The sequence below is a fragment of the Lactiplantibacillus xiangfangensis genome (assembly GCF_001438845.1).
In the GTDB taxonomy this organism is placed as follows: domain Bacteria; phylum Bacillota; class Bacilli; order Lactobacillales; family Lactobacillaceae; genus Lactiplantibacillus; species Lactiplantibacillus xiangfangensis.
Genome location: NZ_JQCL01000057.1, coordinates 106,022 through 126,436 on the forward strand (window position 1 = coordinate 106,022; position 20,415 = coordinate 126,436).

The following is a 20,415-nucleotide window of genomic DNA, read 5'->3' on the forward strand; positions in this document are numbered from 1 at the left end:
AGTATAGGTAAAATGATAAAATAGCCGTAAGTGTAAGCGGTTTAAAATAAAGAATTAAAGCGTACGCCAGTATAAAAAATTTAAGGAGTGATTGTAATGACTAACCCATGGTGGCAATCAGCCGTCGTTTATCAAATTTATCCCCGTTCATTTCAAGATTCAAACGGTGACGGTATCGGTGACTTGCCCGGGATTACGCAACGTCTGAACTATGTGAAACGGTTAGGGGCCGATGTGATTTGGCTCAACCCAATCTACCGGTCGCCCGGTGTTGATAACGGGTATGATATTAGCGATTATTACGACATTAACCCGGAATTTGGCACGATGGCTGACTTTGATCAGCTTCTAGCGACCGCCCACGAGAAGGGCTTGAAGATCATGATGGATATCGTGGTCAACCACTCTTCTAATCAGAATAAGTGGTTCAAAGAGAGTGCTAAGAGCCGTGATAATGCATATTCCGATTATTACATTTGGCGTGATCCAGTCGATGGTCACGCGCCCAATAATTGGGGTGGCTTCTTTGGCGGTTCCGTCTGGGAATACGTCGAAAGTCGTCAACAGTACTATCTGCATTCATTTGCCGTGGAACAACCCGACCTGAATTGGGAAAATCCAAAATTGCGGCAATCCGTGTACGACATGATGAATTTTTGGGTCAATAAAGGTGTCGATGGTTTTCGCCTCGACGTCATTAACTTGATTTCCAAACCCGCCAGCTTTGCGGACGGTCAGCCAAACGACGGTGAACCGTACGCGGACATTGGTCCAATCATCGCTAATGGTCCCCGTTTGAACGAATATTTACAGGAAATGAATAAACAAGTCTTTGCGGGTCACGATTTAATCACGGTTGGTGAGACACCGAACGCTACTGTAAGCGACGCACAACGGCTCGCAGGCTTAAACGAACATGAACTGAACATGGTATTTGAATTTGAACACATGGGTCTGGATGGCAATCCTAATCCACAGTTAGGCAAGTGGAATGATCAACCCGTCAAGTTAGTTGACCTCAAGCAGTCAATGACCAAGTGGCAAAACGGATTACACGGCACCGCGTGGAATAGCCTCTATTGGAATAATCATGATCAGCCCCGGATTGTTTCCCGGTTTGGTGACGAACGGCCAGCTTACCGGCAACGTTCTGCTAAGATGCTAGCGACGTTGCTGCACTTCTTACAGGGGACCCCTTATGTCTACGAGGGTGAAGAATTAGGGATGACTAACGCCCATTTCACCAAGCTGTCCGATTACCAAGATTTGGAATCAATCAACGCTTATCACCATTTTGTGGATGAAGAGGGCGTCCTTTCGGCGGATACGATGTTACGTTATTTGGCCAATTGTTCACGGGATAACGCACGGACACCGATGCAGTGGAATGGGGCGTTAAACGCCGGTTTCTCGAATGCTAAGCCGTGGCTACCAGTTAACCCAAATCACAACCACATCAACGCAGAGGCGGCCCAGGTGACCCCCAATTCGACGTTTAGTTATTACCAGCACTTAATCAAGCTACGTCATCAGTTACCGGTTATCACCACGGGTAAGTATCAATTGTTATTAGCTGACGACACTTCGGTTTATGCTTATACGCGTCAAACGGATGATCAGACCTTACTAGTCATCTGTAATTTCACGCCGGAAACCCAAACGCGTCACTTTGAACAACTACCAGCGGATGCAAGGTTACTCATCAGTAATTACGATGATGACCACGGTGATACGTTACGTGCTTACGAAGCTAAGGTTTACTATTATTAAAAATAAAGGTCGAAAGATTTACTGCGTGACGGTCGATTTTGAAATTGCCGCTCTGCCGAGCAGAATCGGTGTGCTGTGAGGGACGGTCTCAGCCAAAGGACGGTCTGAGACCTCAATTCAAAGCCGATAGCCCACGTCTTTGAATTGCCCGGCAACATTGGCCGTAAGACCCGCTGGTCAATGTTGCCGCCACTGCACATCAATCCTGCTCGACTTCGCTAAATTCAGTTTTACTATTGTGAATAGGTTAAATTTGTTGAATGCTCGGAGGTTGCCACTGATAGCATCGATCGTGATGGTGGCGTTTGGGCGGTGGCTTTTCCGGCCTTACGCCACGGACGGTCCGGAACAATTGTGGTCTTTGCAATTGATCCGGGCGAGGGTTAAGACCGTTTCTCAGGCTTAACCCGGTCCCACGACCGCATGTTATCAGTGGCAGCCGGACTAGGTAATTGATACTGTGGGATTAATTCAAATTTTTATCTTACAATGTTTAGAAACTAAAAATCGTGCGTTCAGAATTGTCATAATGATTCTGAACGCACGATTTTTAAATGTTAAATTATTGTTCTTGAACGGCTTCATCGGCCTCGAAAGTTTTTTCGATAATATCCATGACTTGTTTGAATAAGCCAATTGGAAATTGGTGGGCCCGGCGAATCAAATTGATATGAACACTTGGAACTTGAACATCCTCAATTGGAATTTCAACCAAGTCGCTCTGTGCTGGGGCAGTGATGTCCGAGACAAAACCGAGGGCTAAGTCTTCTTGAACTAGGCCACTGACAAGCGTGCTACTATCGGATTCAAAGAGCACTTGTGGTTTGATGGAGAGTTGTTCAGCTAATTGATGGAAAACTAATTTGTTTAGATAAGTAGCGTTTAAAATAACAAAGGGTGATTTTAAAGCCTCTTCAAACGTTGGGTGTTCCATTTTTGCTAATGGATGTTCAGGACTGGCAAGAATTTTGAACTTAAATGGTCGTAACGGGGTGACCGCTAGTCGTTCATCTAAAGTTTGATCCAGGTTACCGCTGATTGCTAAGTCGAGTTGACCACCTAAAACTTGTTTGACCAGTTGGTTAGCGCCCATTTCAACGGTATGGACGCTACTAAGTAAGTCTTGTTCCAAAATTGGCTTGGTCAGGGCCGGTAAGTAATGTTCACTGACGGAAGGTTCAATGCCGAGCCGAAGCGTATGTTGACGCAAGTGGCTGATCGATTCATTGACGTGCTGCCAGTTAGAAATAATATCGTTAGCGGCTAATAAAAGTTGTTGACCACTAGGCGTTAGCACTAGCGCCTTGGTCTTAGCTTGACGAAAGAAGAGCGTTGTTTGGAAATGCCGTTCGAGACGCTTGATTGCTTGCGAAATGGTTGGCTGGCTTACATGAAAATCGGCCGCCGTTTGCGTGTAACTTTGTGTACTAATTAAACGTTGAAAATAGTACAGATCCTTAATATTCATGAAAATGTAGCTTCCATAAAAATTATTAATGTTGTTTTAGCAATTAATAATCACAAATAAGCAGGCCTCAACCCGAAGATGATTATCAAATAGATTTATCATATGACAAGTTAATCATAACATGATTAACGATTCGAAAGTGGTACCGTTAATCATAGTCGTAATGATTGGGTGCTGTCAACGATAATGGTTGAGGTATTGAAACTATTATGATTATTAATAATACCAAAAACATCGATTGGTCTAGGTGCCGTTACAATAGGATTTACCTTTTTTTACCATAGCTTTGGTTTATTAGTTGAGGTGTTGTTGGATCATCATTTACTTTTAAGAGCCAAATGGTGGAATAACAAGCTAATAAAGCGGTAATTAGGTGAAAACTGAACTTAAAGTTAAGGTGTTCAACGGATAAACGAAATTTATAATGATAATTTATAAATTAAAGTCTTTAAGCTTATGAATTTTAAGCAACAAGGACTTTGTATAAAAATTAGTTATCAGTTAAGGTGGTGTCATATATCAGCTGATAAACGAAACAGTGGGCTAAAAAGTTGAATACTGATTGGAGCCGTGCGGTTTCAGACGAACATCCGCGATTATAGTGAAATTAAAGTTAACCCCTTTAAACTATAAACCGAACGAATAAGAACAAGCGCCATTATTTTTGATAATTGCAACTGAACAATAACTTGCGCAAAAGATTATAAAAAACAGTTATCGGTTAAGGGGCTGTTTTAGTTTTGAAATGGCCGCTGGGACAATTAATGTCCCAATAGCAAACTAGTCAAATTTAGCGATGAACCCCAGGTAACTATTTCAACTTAACATAATTAATTATAATACTAAAGGAATTAAAAAGGTTAAAAATGCCGAAATAACAGTCGGTTAGTTAATTGGGTATAATTATTACTTATACAAGTGACTGAACGAACGTCAAATTACTAGTAACGACGCGTGTAAACTAAAACGCTTAGCAAATCCGATCTGGGATCTGCTAAGCGTTTTAGTTTTTATAACGGTCAGCCTAACGACGGTTTTGCGGACGACGTTGATCGTGTTTGATTCTGACTGATTGGGCAGCGGGTACGCGATTACTGGCAGCAACACCAGCAACGGCTGCTAAGCCGGCTGCGACTAAAAGACCTGCTAATAACATGGACAGCCCCTCCTTAATTGTTCAAACCACGTCTTTGATACTTGCAAGTTTAGGTGATTAACTTAACAAATGCAATTATTTTGCCGGGTTCTTAAATTGAACTTGAATAACTTGAAATTTTCTTAAGTAATTGCTTGTTATTGTTGATACGTGCAAAGGCAGTTGCGTCGTTCAGGTATTCTTGAACTTTGCTTGGCTCGCCGATGAGTTGTGCTTGTAAAAACTTGATCCAAGCAGCGTAGTAGGTCACGTGAAAACGGGAACAGATGTTAATGCCGTAATCCAACAGTTTCAAACTTTGGGTCGGCTGGTCAATGCTGGCGTAGAAGTTACCAGTATAGTAGGCCAAGTTAATGACCCGCCAGACGCTCGCCGTGGTTTCTAAGGGCAGGTTAGGTAAAGCGTGTCGGACTTTTTCAAAGTAGTACTGGGCCTTGTTAGGGTCATGGTTAAACTGATAAGCAATCCCAGTGCCACAGTAAGCTAACTGGGTATAGATTGTTGTGTGCGATTCGTCAAGATCAGTAATAATCTGATCGAAGTTGAACAGGACGTCGCTGATCGGGTGATGGTTCAAAGCGGCCACGTATCCCTTTAAATAACAATATTGGAGCTTTGTTTCGCGGTCATGCCGGGGATCATCAGCAATTTTAGCTAATAAAGTTTCGGCATCACGATATTCACTGGTAATTAAATCAAATTCAATTTTTTCAAGCACCTTTAATACCGCTGCGTCAGCAACCCGTTCCGTTGGAAAAACATCTTCTAATTGGAGATTTAAGCGCTGACAGAGTTGTGCCACAATCCGAATTGCGGGCGCTTTGCCGTTGTTTTCAAACTTACTGAGGGTGGCTTGGGTACAAATGCCCTCAGCTAAGGCTTTTTGGGATAAACCCAAAGCTTTGCGGCGGGCAATAAATAGTTCGATATTCAAGTTGACACTTCCTTTTTACCAAACTAAAGCAGTTTTGTAAAACGCTTTCAATGTCAATTTAACACCGTTAATATAATCTTGTCAATATTTATACGTAATAAAAATTATTCTTAAAATATATAAATCTAATTACAAATAATATAATCAAAGCGTGCCAACGGTTAGCGGTGCCAGCGCATTGTGTATTCAGGTTGATTCGTCGCTTTATCAATCTGTTGCTCGTGAACGTGAAAACCGCTGTGGTGATAAAAGGCGACTGCGGGTCGGTTAGCGACGTAGACGGAAAGTTGCAGCTTATGGGTCAGTTCTTTGGCAGCGGCTAGTAACGCCGTCCCGACGCCTTGCTGTTGGGCACCTGCTTGCACGAAGATTCCCGCAACGTAGTGCCCTTGTAAGCCAATAAAACCGACGATTTTTTCGGCGGTTGTGGCAATAATCAGTTGGGCTTGTGGTAGGGCGGTCCGGACTGCTGGTGCCTGCTTACGCCAATAGTCAGCCTTGATAAATGGGTGGGCCTTCAGGTTGCCGTGGAGCCAAATCGTCATCAGTTGATCGAGTTGTTCAGTGGTGGGGTGGTGCAATAAATAGGTTTGCATAGGTCTTCCTTGTTCATAAATTAGCGGTATTGATAATAAAAATCGCTTGTGTGGTTTTAAAAAATAGGATTCATCAACTAAATACGTAATTAGTAGTAGCAATCCGTTTAATTCTTGAAAATAAATAAGGTGCATTCACGCTATCCTGAACAACGGATGGGTGAATACACCTTATTCATTATTAAATGTTAAATCGTTGTGTGCTGGACTTTATTTGGCCATGTAAGCACCCTTGAAGTTGTAGTTGATACCGGCTGTGTTGTAAACGAGCCCTTTCAACTTAGGGTTGACCATTTGTGCAATGACGTTTTGAGAAAGTGGGGCGACGCCTTGATCAGTACCGATGATTTTTTCAGCTTTAGCAAGTTGTTCCCAACGGGTCGCGGTGCTGGTCGTTGCGTTAGCGGCGCTGATAGCACTGTCGTAATCAGAATTTGTCCATTTCCCAAAGTTGTAGTCGTTCTTAGACGTCATGATGCCTAAGTCAGAGATTGGGTCGGAGAAGTCGGCTTGCCATGCGGAGATAACTAACTGGAAGTTCCCAGCGGTTTCACGTGCAATCCGAGTCTTGTAAGGAACGGTAACGCTATTGACCTTCAAACCAGGCAATTCCTTTTCCAATTGACCTTGGACGTATTCGGAGATGGCCTTCATTTGATCGGTATCGTCGTGCGTCAACGTAACGGTCAACGACTTCTTACCGACTTCCTTAAGACCTTCTTGCCAGAGTTTTTTAGCCTTGGCGTTATCTTGAGTGACTGAATCGGCAACGGTATTTTCAGTTGCGAAGTCTTTTCCAGTTGTTGGATCCTTCGCTAAGCCACTAGTGGCGAAGCCCTTTGGTGTAACGGAACCGTCACCGAGGACGTCGTTAACGAGTTGCTTACGGTCTAACGTTAATGACATGGCTTGACGAAGTTTCGTGTTAGCCAAAGCCTTGACTTTCTTTTGGTTGAATTCAAGGTAGTTCAAACGTGAAGACTTACGGATGACCAACTTACTGTTGTTCTTTTCGTTTTTAACTTGTTGACCTGAAAGGACGGCGGCATCAAGCTTGCCACTCTGGAATAAGTTAAATGCGGTCGTTGTTGATTTAACCACTTGGTCGTTGATCTTTGTTAAGTAGACGTGTTTCTTGTCCCAGTAGTCCGTGTTACGAACAAGGGTCCAAGTTGAGTTAGTCCCTTTCCAACCAGTCATCTTAAATGGCCCGTCATAGACCATCTTGCTGGCGCTAGTCCCGTATTGCTTGCCATATTTTTGAACGGCGTGTTGGTTTTGTGGGAAGAAGACCACGAAGCCCATCAGGAGTTTAAAGTATTGCATTGGTTTTTCCAGCGTGACGGTCAACTTGTACTTGCCATCCGCCTTGATGCCTAAAGTAGAAGGACTCGCTTTCCCTGCAGTGATCTTATCAGCGTTCTTGATGCCAGAATACAGGTAAGCGTATTGAGAAGCGGTCTTAGGGTTAACGGTGCGGCGCCAACCATAAACGAAGTCTTGGGCGGTTACTTTATCACCGTTGCTCCATTTGGCATTTTTACGTAATGTGAAGGTATAAGTTTTCTTATCCTTCGAGACCGTGGTCCCCGTTGCAATCCCTGGTGTGACCTTGCTATCTTTGCCTAAACGGTACAGGCCTTCTTGCGAGTTACTGATCATGGTCCCACTAATAACATCGGTTGCCATTGACGGGTCAAGTGTTGTAATGTCTTGCCCGTTTTCAGACCAATTTAAAACCTGGGTCTTGGCCATGCCAGCGGTGGTATTACCCGCGTTTGCTGCATTAGAATCTGCCGACTTGCTACCACAACCAACCAATAAGCCACCAGCTGTGACGGTAACTGCTGCTGCTGTTGCTAAAAATTTCCATTTCATAAAATAAGTGCCCCCTACTCAAGTGACTATGTACGATATAAAAATGAGAATACATTAAAAACAGATTAAAATCAATATTTAATTTTTAATGTTTTGAACAGAAACACCAAAAAAGCAGTCCTATCAAGGGTTGATAGGACTGCTTTGGTTAGAAAGTTTTTTATCCAAATTGGAAAAGACTAGGCGTTAGCAATCAACCGAACACGGGTCACTGCTGGAATAGCGTTGAGCGCCGTAATCAATTGTTGGCTATTTTGATGGTCTAAAGCGTCGACGTCGATAATCGTGTAGGCCGTTTGGTGTTTAGCCGCGTTCGCCATGGTAGCGATGTTCAAGTTGGCAGCCGCCAACTTAGACGTAATCTGGCTCACCATGTTAGGGACGTTGTCGTGAATTACGGTAAAACGGTAGGCGGCGTTAAACGGGACGGTTAAGTCGGGTAAATTAATGGCTGACTTGACGTTACCGGTTTCTAAGTAAGTCATGATCGTCTTGGCGGCCTGGGTTGCCCCGTTGACCTCCGCTTCAATCGTGGAGCCGCCGATGTGAGGCGTGACCGTTACGTCATCGCGGTTAGCCAGCTGGGGTTCGCCAAAGTCGGTGTAGTAGTGCGTGAGGTGGTGCGCGTCCAGCGCTGCCACGGCCGCTGCATTATTGACGATGCCAATGCGTGAGTAGTTGAACAGGTTGGCGCCGGCGGGCATTGCCGCCAACTCGTCGGGACCAATCAAATTTAAAGTGTCCTCATTTTTAGGCACATGCACGGTGACGTAGTCCGCATGTTTGACCGCATCTTTAAGCGTTGCAGCGCGTTGAACTTGTTTCGCAATGTTCCAAGCGGCGTCTGCGGATAAGTAGGGATCGTAGCCAATCACGTTCATACCAAGCGTCAACGCGGCGTTAGCCACTAATGACCCGACGTGCCCCAGACCAATCACGGCCAAGGTTTTACCTAACAGTTCCGTGCCATTAAACTTCGTTTTGTCATGTTCGGTCCGCTGAGAAACGTCTGCCTCAGTGTGTTTGGCGGAGTAGCTGGTCGCGGCCATCAAGTTCCGTGAAGAGATAATTAACAGCGCAATGACCAGTTCTTTGACGGCGTTAGCGTTACTACCGGGAGTATTGAACACGGCGGTACCGTTGGCGGTCGCCTGGTCGACGGGGACGTTGTTGACGCCGGCGCCCGCCCGGACGATCACTTTCAGTGATTCGGGTAAGGTCTGTTGGTGCAAATTAACCGAGCGAATTAAGTAGGCATCGGGATGCTCGGACTGATTTAACGTGTAATTTTGAGTGAACGTATTGAGCCCAGCTTGGGCAATCGCATTATAAGTTTTAACTTGATACATTAGTTCAGCACTCCTTTGGCATGAGTGGCTTCAAAAGTAGCGAGATAATCGACGAGGGCGTCGACGCCAGCTAGTGGCATGGCGTTATACAGACTAGCGCGCATCCCGCCAACTAGTCGGTGGCCCTTTAGATTTAGGAGACCTTGATCCGTGGCGCCAGCAATGAATTGGGCATCTAACGCAGGGTCACCCGTCATGAACGGCACGTTCATCGTGGAACGGTCGCTGGGTATAACCGGGTTATTGAATAATTGAGATTGATCCAAGAAGTCGTACAGCCGGGCCGCTTTTTCTTGGTTGCGTTGGGCCATTGCGGCAAGTCCGCCTTGAGCCTTTAACCACTTGAGGACGAGTCCCGCTGCGTAAATGGCAAAGACCGGTGGCGTGTTAAACATTGATTGTTTCTCCGCAAAGAGCTGGTAGTCGAGCATGCTTGGTAAATTCTTGGCGTGGCCAATCAAATCGTCACGGACGATCACAATGGTTAAGCCGGCAGGACCTAAGTTCTTTTGAGCCCCGGCAAAAATCATACCGAAGTCGGTGACGTTATAAGGTTGACCCAAGAAATTGGACGACATGTCGGCGACTAACGGGACGTGACCAGTATCTGGAAGTTTTGTGTACATTGTTCCTTCAATGGTGTTGTTCGTGGTAAGGTGAACGTAGTCTAAATTTTGGTCGACTGGTCCTTGTAGTTGCGGTAGCGCCGTGAAGTGGTTATCAGTGCCCGTTGCTAAAATGTCGACTTGGGTGGCCACTCGCCGGGCTTCATCAGCAGCCCGGCTGGCCCAATGCCCGCTATCAAGTAAGCCGATGTGGTGGTGGGCGGTGGCTAGGTTAAGTGGTGCGGCTGTAAATTGCAACGTCCCGCCGCCTTGGAAAAAGAGGACGCGGTAGTTGTTTGGAATTTGCATTAAGTCGCGCAAATCTTGTTCGGCGTCGTTGATGACTTGTTCAAACAGTTGCGAGCGGTGGGAGATTTCCATGATGCTCATTCCTGAGTCTTGAAACGACGGTAATTCAGCTTGAATCTGATCAATGACCGGTTTCGGCATGACGGCTGGACCGGCAGAAAAGTTATACGTTGGCATAAAAAAATCCCCACTTTCAAATTAGTGACTAACCAAATGACTATAAAAAAGCCCTCGTAGTCAATTCGACTACCAGGACTGTTAATTAATCAGTATTATAACCGCCCTCGTCATCGAATGTGATTGAACATCCGTGCTGGGGCTTGATTTGCTCACGCGAAATTAGGCCAACACAGATGGGTGTGTAGACCAGGAGGAGACGATTAAATTAGCATTACGATTAATAGTCATAAAACTCACTCCTTGATTTCAATGACTACAATTTATCAAGAGAAACTTATTTTGTCAAGTCAACAAATGAGAAAAATTATGTCATAATTAAGAAAAGCACAGCGTCGTTCATAAATATTTAATTTTACAGGAGACTAGTATGACAACCTTTTACATCGTTCGCCACGGACAAACGACGGCGAACGCCCAAAATTTGAAACAGGGCACCATTAATACGGCAGTTACCCAGCTAAATAAGGTGGGACAACGGCAAGCGCAGGAGCTGCACGCGACGTTTGACATTAGTTTTGCCGACCGACTGATTTGTAGCCCGTTGGATCGAACCCGGGCGACGGCCGCGATTTTAAACCGGGGGCGGGATTTGCCACTGACCACGGATGAACGGTTATTAGAGATTTCATACGGTCAGTGGGACGGTCAAGATAACGCAAAGTTATTGGCAACGTACCCTCAGTACTTTGATCCATTTTTAAAAGACGTCTTACCGACCTACGTTTCGGTAGCGACGGCGGGCGAGACGTTTGACCACGTCATTCAACGGGCCCAAGCCTTTTTGACAACCACGGCGGCGCAGTATCCCGATGACAAGATTATTGTGGTGACCCACGGTTTTACCGTCAAAGCCATGGCGCTAGCCGTATTGCAACCGCAAGACCCAATGAGCTTACCGGAACCAGAAAATACTAGCGTCACTAAAATCACGGTGGACGTAGCCACGCAACGGGAATTTTTGAGCTATTATAATCGGCATAGTAGTTTTTAATGTCCCCCTTAACGAATACGCGATTTCGGCCTACAATGGAAAGTAGTTTGGGGTAATCACGCACTGTTGCTCCTTACCCCAAACGGCGTATCAATCAGGCAGCAACAGCAGACATCACATATAAACTCCTAAGTGAGGCAATCCTGGCGACTTGCGAGGACTGCCTTTTTTGTGTTTAAGGTTATAATGTAACCGTTAACTAAAATTATTTAAGGTGGTATTAGTATGACATATTCAGCAGCAAGTACCCGCTATGATGAACTACCGATTCGCCGGGTTGGTAGGACTGGATTGCAGTTACCAATTGTTTCGTTAGGATTGTGGCGGAACTTTGGTGACGAACAACCCTATGCGAATTCGCGTAAAGTTGTGCTCGATGCGTTTGATCACGGGGTCTTTAGTTTTGACCTCGCCAATAATTATGGGCCGTCTAAAGGATCGGCAGAACAAACCTTTGGGAAAATTTTCCAAGACGACTTAAAACCTTATCGTGATGAATTGGTGATTACAACGAAGGCTGGCTATCCGGCATGGCCAGGACCATACGGCGCTTTTGGGTCACGTAAGACGTTGATCAGTTCATTGGACCGTAGCTTGAAACGGATGCATTTGGATTATGTCGATTTATACTACTCACACCGGCCAGATCCAGACATTGATTTACAAGAAACTGCGCAGGCTCTCGATCAAGTTGTACGGCAGGGGAAGGCCATGTACGTCGGAATCTCAAATTACGACCGGGACCAAACCGCAGAAATGATCGGCTACTTTAAGGACATGCACACGCCGTTCACCGTTAACCAATTTTCTTACAACATGTTGCATGAAACAGCCCAAACGACTGGGTTGATTGATTTGTTGGCGCAAAATGGGGCCGGTTTAGTCGCGTATGGTCCGTTGGCGGAAGGCTTGCTAACGCAACGTTACTTAGACGGAATCCCCGCTGACTTTCCAATTCACCGGACCAATAAATACTTGCTAGCTAACGGGACCGATGCGGTTGTCAAGCGGCTAAATGACTTGAACGCCGTGGCGCAACACCGTGGCCAAACGTTAGCCCAGATGGCGTTAGCTTGGCTGTTGCGATCTGAAGCTGTTACCAGTGTCATTATCGGGACGACTAGCATCGCGCACTTACACGCAAACTTGGACGCCGCTAAACAGTTGATGTTCAGCGATGAAGAGGTCGCAACAATCAAACAAATTTTGAAAAAATAGTGACTGAGTTTAACCAGAATAAAAACCACGTCCCAACGCCCCCTTCGACGAGGGAGGTTGGGACGTGGTTTTCGTTAGCACACGAAACGTGCAATGTGATGTTCAGATTCTAAAAATGTTCGGTTACTCGGGTAGTTAACTGGGTGATTGGTTTTAACGTGAAAACATTCAAATGCCGGAAATCCCGTCCTAGCAACGTCATCAAATTGTAATAGTTTATTACGAACGTACGTTCTAAAAGTGTGCTATGATAAAGCTACTATTTTCGATGAGGTGATCTGAATGGAACAGCTGAAACCAATTGAAGCTTCGTTGTTACAAGCTTATGAATTAAATTGTGTGGTGCGATTGACCTTAGCGGACGGCGAACGTCCGAGTGGGTTGATTGCCGCCGTCAACGCGTCGGCGCTCTTTTTGAACCAGCAGGCCGGCGTCGTTAACCAAATTGCGCTCAGTGACGTTACCGCCATTGATTTCTTAAAAGAGTCGTGGTGGCAGCGTTAATCCTGAAGATCAGATAAGGTGTCTGTAATCCAGCGCGATTTTGGCGCAAAATCATAAAAAAGTTGTCCAGCAGGCTTGCTGAACAACTTTTTTAGTGGACAGACGATACTGACAACGTTTAGTTTTCGGGGTCACGGAGCTCGTTAACGAGTTCGGGATCGGGACTGACCGTAATTGTCCGGGCCGGGCCGCTAAACGTTACTAGGCCCGATTTAGCGCCCTTAGGTTTATGCATTTGACCAACTTTTAAGCAGTCGACTGGAACTCGGCGCATCTTCTTACCCTTGCTGTAATAGGCGGTCAAAACGGCGGCTTCTTGTAAGGTGCGCTCACTAGGGTTGGTACTGTGAATGACGACGTGTGAGCCGGGAATTTCACCGCCAGCGTGCATCCAGTAATAATCTTTCCGCGCGGTCATCGTTAAGTGGTCGTTTTGGTAACTATTTTTGCCGACCTCGACTAAAACGTGGTCGTGCGTGTGGAACCGCCGTGGGTGGGCTGGTTCGGGTGCTTTGGATGAGTGCAAAACTTGGGTGTGAATGACGCTCTGCTCAATCAGACTTTGTTTTAATTGGGCCACTTGATCAGGGTCAGTGGGGTCAAACGCGGCCTGCTGGGCCAGTTGTTGCTGCAATTCAGCTTCGGCTAATTCACGGTTATGAATGACCGTGTTCAGGCCGCGCTTACTCTTACGGTAACGATGAAAGTATTCTTCGGCGTTGGCGATAATGGATTTAGTCGCGTCGAGTTTGATCGTTAACTTTGTTTCGGGTTGACGGTAGTCGGGTAATTCGACAAAATTATGGTGGCCGTCAATTTGACTTGCATACGTTTTTAACAACGTCCCCTTAACTTGGAGTTCAGTTGCGTCGGGCATGTGGTCGATGGCCTTACTTAGAGATTCAATTTGTTTTTTAGTGTGATGAAGCTGGTGTGCAAGGCCTTTTTGCACCAGTTCAGCGTCGGTAATATCGGGCATGAGAAGTTCCTTTCTGTAAAACTTGATTAGTTTTATTATACATCTTGAAAATTAGTTCACTATTTTTCAGAAAAGTTCGGTATTCTATTAGAGGGAGAGTGATCATTGAGATGCAAAAAACATTAATTATTAACGCAGGTAGCTCATCGTTAAAGTGGCAATTATTTGAAATGCCCGCTGAAACGGTGGTTGCTAGTGGCTTGGTTGAACGAATCAGTATGCCAGGCTCGATTTTTACAATTAAGTATGGTGACCATCAGAAGTATGAAACAACGGTTGATAACTTGGATCAAAACCACGCGGCCAAGTTGATGCTGACGGAATTACAACGGTTAGCAATCATTCAGTCGTTGGATGAGATTACGGCGGTAGCGCACCGGGTCGTTGCGGGTGGCGAAACGTTCAAACACGCCGTCGAAGTGACGCCGGATGTTTTACAAGCCATCAAAGATTTGAGTAACTTTGCACCACTGCATAATCCGATGGAAGCAAAGGGAATCGAAACGATGGCCCAAGCTTTGCCAAACGTGAAGCAGTACGCCGTCTTTGACAGCCAATTCTTTACCGATTTACCTGAAAAGAATGCCATCTACAGCTTACCGTATGAATTGACGAATAAGTATCATATTCGGCGCTACGGTGAACACGGTATCTCACACGGTTACTTAACTGGCCGGGCCGCCGAATTATTGGGTCAATCTAAGGAATCCCTTGATTTAGTCACGTTACACTTAGGGAGCGGGGCCTCGTTAGCCGCTGTCAAAGATGGTAAGGCCTTCGATACATCAATGGGCTTTACACCGTTGACCGGGGTAACGATGGGAACGCGGGCCGGTGACGTTGACCCGTCAATTTTACCGTTCTTAATGCAGGCTGAAAATATTAGTGACCCTAATGAAATTATGATGATGCTTAATAATGAATCTGGCTTATTAGGGGTTTCAGGAATTTCACCCGATATGCGTGAGATTCGGGCCCAAGCAGCGACGAATCCACGGGCGAAGTTGGCCATTGAAATCTTTGTTAACCGGATCGTCAAATACGCTGGGAGCTACTTAACCGAATTAAACGGTGCCGATGCCATTATTTTTGCTGGGGGCATTGGGGAACACAACGCACCGTTGCGGCAACAAATCGTTGACGGGCTACAGATCTTTGGGGTGAAATTAGACACCCAGTTGAATGATGCTGGTCAAGAAGGCGTCATCAGTAGTGCTGATTCCAAGATCAAGGTCTTGTTAATTCCAACCAATGAAGAGCTAGCGATGGTTCGACAGGTTGCGGCGTTACAAGATTAATTAAGCTTCCGTTAATTTGGGACAAGTCACTAGGCGTTCATCAGACAGCATGCTAGACTACTTGCTAAGAAGACAGTTAATGTCGACCGTAAGGAGGGAAGCTCCTGTTTGGGGCGCAACAATGATCGGTTTTTTGATTGCTTTAGTGATTGGCTTTTGGTTACTAAAAGTTTTCTTTAAAATTGGGTTTAAATTAATCGGTTTAATTTTTACCGTCATCATCGGGCTATTCTTGCTTAAAATGGCGCTGTGGATTGGCGTGGCCGTTTTGGCACTCGGAGGAATCGCTTTATTTGCGAGTCCGTTTCAAAATTAAAATAATAGCGTGGGACAAAGGGCGAAACAGACTACCCTTTTGCCCACGTTTTGACCATAGTAATGGGAAAAACCATGCAGAAATAGTTGATATTTCTACATGGTTTTTTGTCTCTCGTTTTAAATTAAGGTGCCAATTAAGGTTAAGCCAAGTCCACCCAGCAGGCTGAGACCTAAATAGGACCAGGCTGTTTGTCGGTGATGGTTACGACTGAGTAAGACGACCTCGTTAATCATGGTGGAGAAAGTCGTGTACCCGCCCATAATGCCAGTCCCTAAGAAGACTTGCCAGTTTAATGGTAGGTGGTGCGTCAAGATCATGCCTAATAGTAATGAGCCGGTCAAGTTGATAAAGAGGGTGGCAACGGGCAGCGGCCACCGACCGTTGAGTGGTTGGGCGAGGCGCATCAGGCCAAAGCGACACAGTGCCCCGACTGCGGCGCCACTGCCGGCTAATATGATGAGTGTTAGCATCAAGCATCGTCCCCCGATAACCAGTTCTCACTGAGTAAATTACCAGCTAATCCAGCAAGTAATCCTAAGCCGAGACTGACACCGATATATAGTATTGCCAAAACGCTATGGTCGTTTTGCAAGAGCTGTAGCGTTTCACTGGTGAAAGTTGAAAAGGTCGTAAAACTGCCAACCAGGCCAACGCTCATCCCCGTTACAACGGCTTCCGAAAGGGACAGTCGAGCGGGCAAGAGGCCCGTAATTAAGCTTAAAATAAAGGCACCGGTAATATTAATAATGGCGGTGATCCAAAAATGCTGGGGCCAAGTCACGATTAAGCTAAGTAACTCCCGTAAGCCGCCACCTAGCATAGCAAAAACCGTAATGGCAAGGACCTTTTTCAAATATGACACCCACTTTCAGAAAGTGATTTAAGTTTACTGAAAGTCAGCGGGAAATTCAACTGGAGCTAGTTGCAAAATTATTTTAAACATGCTATTGTATAAATCAACTTATGAAAGTACGGAGGATTTCAGCCAATGCGCAACTAATTAATTCTGGTAACTGAACAGTCATTGACCCAATAAATAAGGGGTGGACTGTCGTTTTTGGGATTAATTAGTGGTGCTGGCGAAATCTAAATGCCAGCGCTCCTGGATGCAGGAACGCTTTTTTTGTGTTTATATTTAGCGCGCACACCGCGAATGTCCCACGAGTTAAAGGGGATTTTGATATGACAGAAATAAAATTAACGAACATTGAAAAGTTAGTGGCGGGCCGGCCACTATTTACGATTAAAGATTTAACGGCATCGGATGGTGCGCACATTGGGATTGTTGGCCGCAACGGGGCGGGAAAGTCGACCTTAGCGCACATTTTAACGGGGACGGATCACGACTATCAGGGCCAACTAATCATTGATGCACCGGTAGTGTACGTGCCGCAGATTGCACCGACCTTTGACCAAAGTGGGGGTCAGGCGATGTTGGCCCGAGTTCGGGAAGCCTTAAGTCAACGCCCAGAAATTTTGATTTTAGACGAACCGTCGTCGAACTTGGATGAAGCCCATCAGGATTGGTTAGCCAAAAAACTGAAGCGATTTAGGGGTATTTTACTGTTGATCTCACATGATCGGCAATTGTTAAATGCGGTGACCACGACAACTTGGGCGGTCGTTCATCAGGAATTCAAGATGTATCCGGGTAACTATGCGCACTACCATGCGATTGAGCAACAACAGTTAGTGACCCAAGAAGCCGCGTATACGCGCCAAGCTCGCCACCTGCAGGATCTGAAAAAGGCGACCCAGGCGCGACATGAAAAGGCCCAACGCATCCGCAAAGGAAACAAGCGCATGACCGCGGCTGAACGTGCGAACTCCAAGTCGTTGCGGGAAGCGACGGCAGCCAAGATGGACCGGAGCGCCAAGAAGTTAGTTGAACGTGGCGAACGGGAGGCGACGGTGGCTAAGCCGTTCACGCAAACCGGTTTTAAGTTAGTAGCAACTGATTTTCCTCATTTTACCGGAAAAGCGGTCGTGACCGCCTTGGACATGCAACTGGTGGAATATGGCAAAACGTTGCTAAAGCCAACGACGTTTCAGATTAAACCACAATCACGGGTGACGCTGGTTGGTCCTAATGGTAGTGGTAAAACGACCTTGTTAAAGGCCATTTTAGCGGGTCAGACACCGGGATTGACCTTGGCACCCGCAGCGAAAGCTGGTGTCTTCAATCAGGATATGACGGCTCTAGATGGTCATTTGACCGTCTGGCAAACGGTGCGTGCCGCGAGTCACTTACCCGATCAGACCATCCGAAACGTGATGGGCGCGCTCGGGTTACCCGCCCGCTTTTACCCGCAGCTGGTCGCTGAACTTAGCGGTGGCGAACTGGTCAAACTACAATTGGTTCGAATCTTAGTTGGTGACTACAACGTGCTGATGCTAGATGAACCGACTAACTATTTAGACGTTGACGCCCTTGATGCGTTAGCGGATTATTTACAGCATTATCCGGGGACGGTCATTTTCGTTTCCCATGATGATCCGTTTAGAGAAGCCGTGGCGACCCGGACCCTAGTATTTAAAGGTCACGAGTTAATCGATCCAGACAAAGAAGTGCAGGCGCCCAAGCAGTCGGTTGACTTGCCACTGTTGCAATTCAAGTACGACCAAATGATGGCTGACCCTAACGCTAAGACGGCTGATATTCAGGCCCTTAAGCAGCAGATTGACGCAGCTAAAGCACACTAATTTGATCAAACATACGGAACGATTAAAAAAGACGTACCATCCATTTAAGCAAAAGTGGATAGTGCGTCTTTTTAGGTTAACGCCACGGCATAACGAACACGCCGACTTGTAGTAGTAGGACGCCGCCAATTAAAATGACCCAGTCACTGGTACGTATCTGGATTTGACGGTAATGTGTCCGGGGCGCGTCTTCCACAAAACCGTGTGAGGACATCGCCTGGGCAAGGTTTTGTGACCAGTTAATGGCGATTAAAATGGCTTTGAAGTAAAGCTGGGGTGACCAAAATGAAAGGGTCTGTCCCCGCATTAAGCCCGCGGCACGAATGACCTGCACCTCGTGTTTGATCTTTGGGGCCAAATTATAGGCAGCTAGGACCCCGTAAGCGAACTTAGAAGGTAAATGGCAGTTCTGTTCTAAGGAATCAGCCAAGGCTAAGACGTCGGTCGTCAGGGTCAGCGTGGCACCGGTAAAGACAAACGCGTAGATTCGGGTGAACAGGACCCACGCCATCAGTTCCTTTTGCCCGGTACCGTTGATGTACTGAGTGCTCCAGAGCCCAATCGCTGGAATTAACGGCACAATTAGGAGCCAGAGGAGCGTTCGGAGCTTAACGCGACAGGCTAGTAGGTAAATAATTGATAGAACGACTAGTGCGACGTTTAAGCTAACGATATTTGTAAACGAAATTTCAAGTGCCACGATCAGTAGTAGCAATAATTTCAGGCTAGGATTCATGAGTCGCACCCCCGTATTGTAATCGGTGATCAGCCAGTCGCAGGTGATAGTCGATTAGTGGGGTTAACCCGGTGAGTTGGTGACTAATAATAATCAAAGTCTGATGAGTTTCCCGCAAAGTTGTTTGGAGCAGTCCAACGAGAGCGTGAATGGACTTTAAATCCAATCCCTTCAGTGGTTCATCCATTAACAAGACCGGTGACTGCATAATGAGCATTAATAAGATTTGTAACTTCTTTTTTTGCCCCTCACTCAGGGTATAAATGACCTGACCATCACGGCCCGCCAAGTTAAGTTGCGTCAGGGCCGCTTGGATGCGTGCGGGTGTAAAGTAATCGCTGTACGCGTACTTTTGGCTCTGTGCGAGTTCTTCCGCCACGGTGATGTTAAAAAATTGAGCTTCGGCGTCTTGAAATAGTAACGCAACTTGCCGCGCGTAGCGTTTTTGCCGGAACTTTTGAATGTCTCGGCCCTGATAGCTGATGGTGCCGTCGTAAGGATTTAAACGCACGAGGGCCTCGAACAAGGTGGATTTACCAGTCCCATTTGCCCCCGTAATTAGCGTGTTGTGGTGGGCATGAAGTTGTAGGTCGGTCGGGGTCAGCAAGGTATGTTCACCTTGACTGAGGCCCACCTGGTGGAGGTCAAATAACGGTTGTTCAACAACTGATGGTACCGGCCACGTTGGCAGCGCTTGCGGTTGAAAGGCCGCAAATAACTGCGCCCAGTCTGTCTGGGGGAGCATCTTCAATTGGTGTTCTGGCGTAATTTGAACCACGTGATCGACGAGCTCATCATAGCCCGCGTAGTCGTGGTCAGCCAAAATAATGGTTTTACCACGGTGATCACGCAATTCGACCAACCGCCGCAATAAGCCGGCCCGAGCAATTGGATCAACACTCGCAAACGGTTCGTCTAGCAAAATGACGTCGCTATCCATCGCAACGATGACCGCTAAGGCGACTTTTTGTTTTTCACCGCCAGATAACTGACTAAGGAGTCGTTTCTGTAAGTTGCGAATACCGACAAAATCGAGGGCACTTGTGAGGCGGTGCATGATAATTTGTGGGTCATTCTGCTGGTTTTCTAACGCAAAGATCAGTTCGTGTTCAACCGTATCCATAGCGAACTGCTGGTTAGGATTTTGAAACATCATGGCGACGCGCTTGGACCGGTCAGTTGCGGGGATGTCGCCAAGGAGAGCTTGGTCATAACGAATCTGGCCGTGTTCAGCTGGCAGCGACAATAGGCCCGCAATTAACTGCAGTAACGTTGATTTACCAGTCCCCGAAGGCCCCGTCAGTAGGGTGAACTGGTGGGCGGGAAACTGAGTAGTGACGTGTTCAAAAATGGGCGTCTGCGCCGATGAATACGTATAAGATAAATTTTCAAGCGCAATCGTCGCCATGAAAAAGGACCTCC

Annotated in this window: 19 protein-coding genes; 7 read left to right on the forward strand and 12 right to left on the reverse strand. The window is 46.3% G+C overall.

All coding sequences use genetic code 11. From position 1 onward, the window contains the following. Nucleotides 1–96: 96 nt before the first annotated feature. A complete protein-coding gene (locus IV64_RS06055) occupies nt 97–1,770 on the forward strand; it encodes a glycoside hydrolase family 13 protein (protein WP_057706236.1) in 1,674 nt (557 codons plus the stop codon). A 562-nt stretch (nt 1,771–2,332) separates the two neighbouring features. Here the strand turns inward: IV64_RS06055 and IV64_RS06060 are convergent. The 7 genes from IV64_RS06060 to serC form a co-directional block, all read right to left on the reverse strand. Next, a complete protein-coding gene (locus IV64_RS06060; RefSeq protein ID WP_057706237.1) occupies nt 2,333–3,238 on the reverse strand; it encodes a LysR family transcriptional regulator in 906 nt (301 codons plus the stop codon). A 1,024-nt stretch (nt 3,239–4,262) separates the two neighbouring features. Continuing rightward, complete coding sequence (locus IV64_RS14760) at nt 4,263–4,394, reverse strand: hypothetical protein (RefSeq protein ID WP_272946840.1); 132 nt, start codon at nt 4,392–4,394, stop codon at nt 4,263–4,265. A 91-nt stretch (nt 4,395–4,485) separates the two neighbouring features. After that, entirely contained in the window at nt 4,486–5,328 is an 843-nt protein-coding gene (locus IV64_RS06065; RefSeq protein WP_057706238.1) for a helix-turn-helix domain-containing protein, read from the reverse strand. A gap of 161 nt (nt 5,329–5,489) precedes the next feature. After that, nucleotides 5,490–5,924, reverse strand: coding sequence for a GNAT family N-acetyltransferase (locus tag IV64_RS06070; RefSeq protein ID WP_057706239.1), 435 nt, complete (start codon nt 5,922–5,924; stop codon nt 5,490–5,492). 210 nt (nt 5,925–6,134) lie between these two features. Further along, nucleotides 6,135–7,802 carry a peptide ABC transporter substrate-binding protein gene (locus tag IV64_RS06075; RefSeq protein ID WP_057706240.1) on the reverse strand — a complete coding sequence of 556 codons (1,668 nt, stop codon included), beginning with the start codon at nt 7,800–7,802 and terminating at the stop codon, nt 6,135–6,137. A gap of 179 nt (nt 7,803–7,981) precedes the next feature. After that, complete coding sequence (locus IV64_RS06080; protein WP_057706241.1) at nt 7,982–9,151, reverse strand: phosphoglycerate dehydrogenase; 1,170 nt, start codon at nt 9,149–9,151, stop codon at nt 7,982–7,984. After that, a complete protein-coding gene (serC, locus tag IV64_RS06085; RefSeq protein WP_057706242.1) occupies nt 9,151–10,242 on the reverse strand; it encodes a 3-phosphoserine/phosphohydroxythreonine transaminase in 1,092 nt (363 codons plus the stop codon). Before serC ends, IV64_RS06080 begins: the two co-directional genes overlap by 1 nt. 370 nt (nt 10,243–10,612) lie before the next feature. On the opposite strand from serC, the gene IV64_RS06090 reads away from it, so the two are divergent. The 3 genes from IV64_RS06090 (at nt 10,613) to IV64_RS06100 (ending at nt 12,958) form a co-directional block, all read left to right on the forward strand. Then, nucleotides 10,613–11,236, forward strand: coding sequence for a histidine phosphatase family protein (locus IV64_RS06090; protein WP_057706243.1), 624 nt, complete (start codon nt 10,613–10,615; stop codon nt 11,234–11,236). A gap of 225 nt (nt 11,237–11,461) precedes the next feature. Next, nucleotides 11,462–12,454 (forward strand): aldo/keto reductase, encoded by a 993-nt coding sequence (locus tag IV64_RS06095; protein WP_057706244.1) that lies wholly within the window; start codon nt 11,462–11,464, stop codon nt 12,452–12,454. A gap of 282 nt (nt 12,455–12,736) precedes the next feature. Continuing rightward, nucleotides 12,737–12,958: a hypothetical protein gene (locus IV64_RS06100; protein ID WP_057706245.1), complete on the forward strand. Its 222-nt coding sequence runs from the start codon at nt 12,737–12,739 to the stop codon at nt 12,956–12,958. A 118-nt stretch (nt 12,959–13,076) separates the two neighbouring features. Here IV64_RS06100 and IV64_RS06105 read toward each other — a convergent pair whose 3' ends face one another. Next, nucleotides 13,077–13,976 (reverse strand): NFACT RNA binding domain-containing protein, encoded by a 900-nt coding sequence (locus IV64_RS06105; RefSeq protein ID WP_338033747.1) that lies wholly within the window; start codon nt 13,974–13,976, stop codon nt 13,077–13,079. Between the two features lie 71 nt (nt 13,977–14,047). Here IV64_RS06105 and IV64_RS06110 point away from each other — a divergent pair, with 71 nt between their 5' ends. After that, entirely contained in the window at nt 14,048–15,235 is a 1,188-nt protein-coding gene (locus IV64_RS06110; protein WP_057706247.1) for an acetate/propionate family kinase, read from the forward strand. A gap of 121 nt (nt 15,236–15,356) precedes the next feature. Beyond that, nucleotides 15,357–15,551: a hypothetical protein gene (locus IV64_RS06115; protein WP_057706248.1), complete on the forward strand. Its 195-nt coding sequence runs from the start codon at nt 15,357–15,359 to the stop codon at nt 15,549–15,551. A 119-nt stretch (nt 15,552–15,670) separates the two neighbouring features. Here IV64_RS06115 and IV64_RS06120 read toward each other — a convergent pair whose 3' ends face one another. Next, entirely contained in the window at nt 15,671–16,024 is a 354-nt protein-coding gene (locus tag IV64_RS06120) for a fluoride efflux transporter FluC (protein ID WP_057706249.1), read from the reverse strand. Continuing rightward, nucleotides 16,024–16,407, reverse strand: coding sequence for a fluoride efflux transporter FluC (locus tag IV64_RS06125; protein WP_057706250.1), 384 nt, complete (start codon nt 16,405–16,407; stop codon nt 16,024–16,026). Before IV64_RS06125 ends, IV64_RS06120 begins: the two co-directional genes overlap by 1 nt. A gap of 329 nt (nt 16,408–16,736) precedes the next feature. On the opposite strand from IV64_RS06125, the gene IV64_RS06130 reads away from it, so the two are divergent. After that, a complete protein-coding gene (locus IV64_RS06130) occupies nt 16,737–18,257 on the forward strand; it encodes an ATP-binding cassette domain-containing protein (protein ID WP_057706251.1) in 1,521 nt (506 codons plus the stop codon). A gap of 76 nt (nt 18,258–18,333) precedes the next feature. Here the strand turns inward: IV64_RS06130 and IV64_RS06135 are convergent, their stop codons facing one another. Next, a complete protein-coding gene (locus IV64_RS06135) occupies nt 18,334–18,993 on the reverse strand; it encodes an energy-coupling factor transporter transmembrane component T family protein (protein WP_057706252.1) in 660 nt (219 codons plus the stop codon). Further along, nucleotides 18,983–20,401 (reverse strand): ATP-binding cassette domain-containing protein, encoded by a 1,419-nt coding sequence (locus IV64_RS06140; RefSeq protein ID WP_057706253.1) that lies wholly within the window; start codon nt 20,399–20,401, stop codon nt 18,983–18,985. The genes IV64_RS06135 and IV64_RS06140 overlap by 11 nt, the downstream gene beginning before the upstream one ends. Nucleotides 20,402–20,415 lie beyond the last annotated feature (14 nt).

Coding starts and splice junctions, on each gene's coding strand:
- IV64_RS06055 (WP_057706236.1), top strand. CDS start 97: ATGACTAACCCATGGTGGCAATCAGCCGTCGTTTATCAAATTTATCCC.
- IV64_RS06060 (WP_057706237.1), bottom strand. CDS start 3,238: ATGAATATTAAGGATCTGTACTATTTTCAACGTTTAATTAGTACACAA.
- IV64_RS14760 (WP_272946840.1), bottom strand. CDS start 4,394: ATGTTATTAGCAGGTCTTTTAGTCGCAGCCGGCTTAGCAGCCGTTGCT.
- IV64_RS06070 (WP_057706239.1), bottom strand. CDS start 5,924: ATGCAAACCTATTTATTGCACCACCCCACCACTGAACAACTCGATCAA.
- IV64_RS06075 (WP_057706240.1), bottom strand. CDS start 7,802: ATGAAATGGAAATTTTTAGCAACAGCAGCAGCAGTTACCGTCACAGCT.
- IV64_RS06080 (WP_057706241.1), bottom strand. CDS start 9,151: ATGTATCAAGTTAAAACTTATAATGCGATTGCCCAAGCTGGGCTCAAT.
- serC (WP_057706242.1), bottom strand. CDS start 10,242: ATGCCAACGTATAACTTTTCTGCCGGTCCAGCCGTCATGCCGAAACCG.
- IV64_RS06090 (WP_057706243.1), top strand. CDS start 10,613: ATGACAACCTTTTACATCGTTCGCCACGGACAAACGACGGCGAACGCC.
- IV64_RS06095 (WP_057706244.1), top strand. CDS start 11,462: ATGACATATTCAGCAGCAAGTACCCGCTATGATGAACTACCGATTCGC.
- IV64_RS06100 (WP_057706245.1), top strand. CDS start 12,737: ATGGAACAGCTGAAACCAATTGAAGCTTCGTTGTTACAAGCTTATGAA.
- IV64_RS06110 (WP_057706247.1), top strand. CDS start 14,048: ATGCAAAAAACATTAATTATTAACGCAGGTAGCTCATCGTTAAAGTGG.
- IV64_RS06115 (WP_057706248.1), top strand. CDS start 15,357: ATGATCGGTTTTTTGATTGCTTTAGTGATTGGCTTTTGGTTACTAAAA.
- IV64_RS06120 (WP_057706249.1), bottom strand. CDS start 16,024: ATGCTAACACTCATCATATTAGCCGGCAGTGGCGCCGCAGTCGGGGCA.
- IV64_RS06130 (WP_057706251.1), top strand. CDS start 16,737: ATGACAGAAATAAAATTAACGAACATTGAAAAGTTAGTGGCGGGCCGG.
- IV64_RS06135 (WP_057706252.1), bottom strand. CDS start 18,993: ATGAATCCTAGCCTGAAATTATTGCTACTACTGATCGTGGCACTTGAA.
- IV64_RS06140 (WP_057706253.1), bottom strand. CDS start 20,401: ATGGCGACGATTGCGCTTGAAAATTTATCTTATACGTATTCATCGGCG.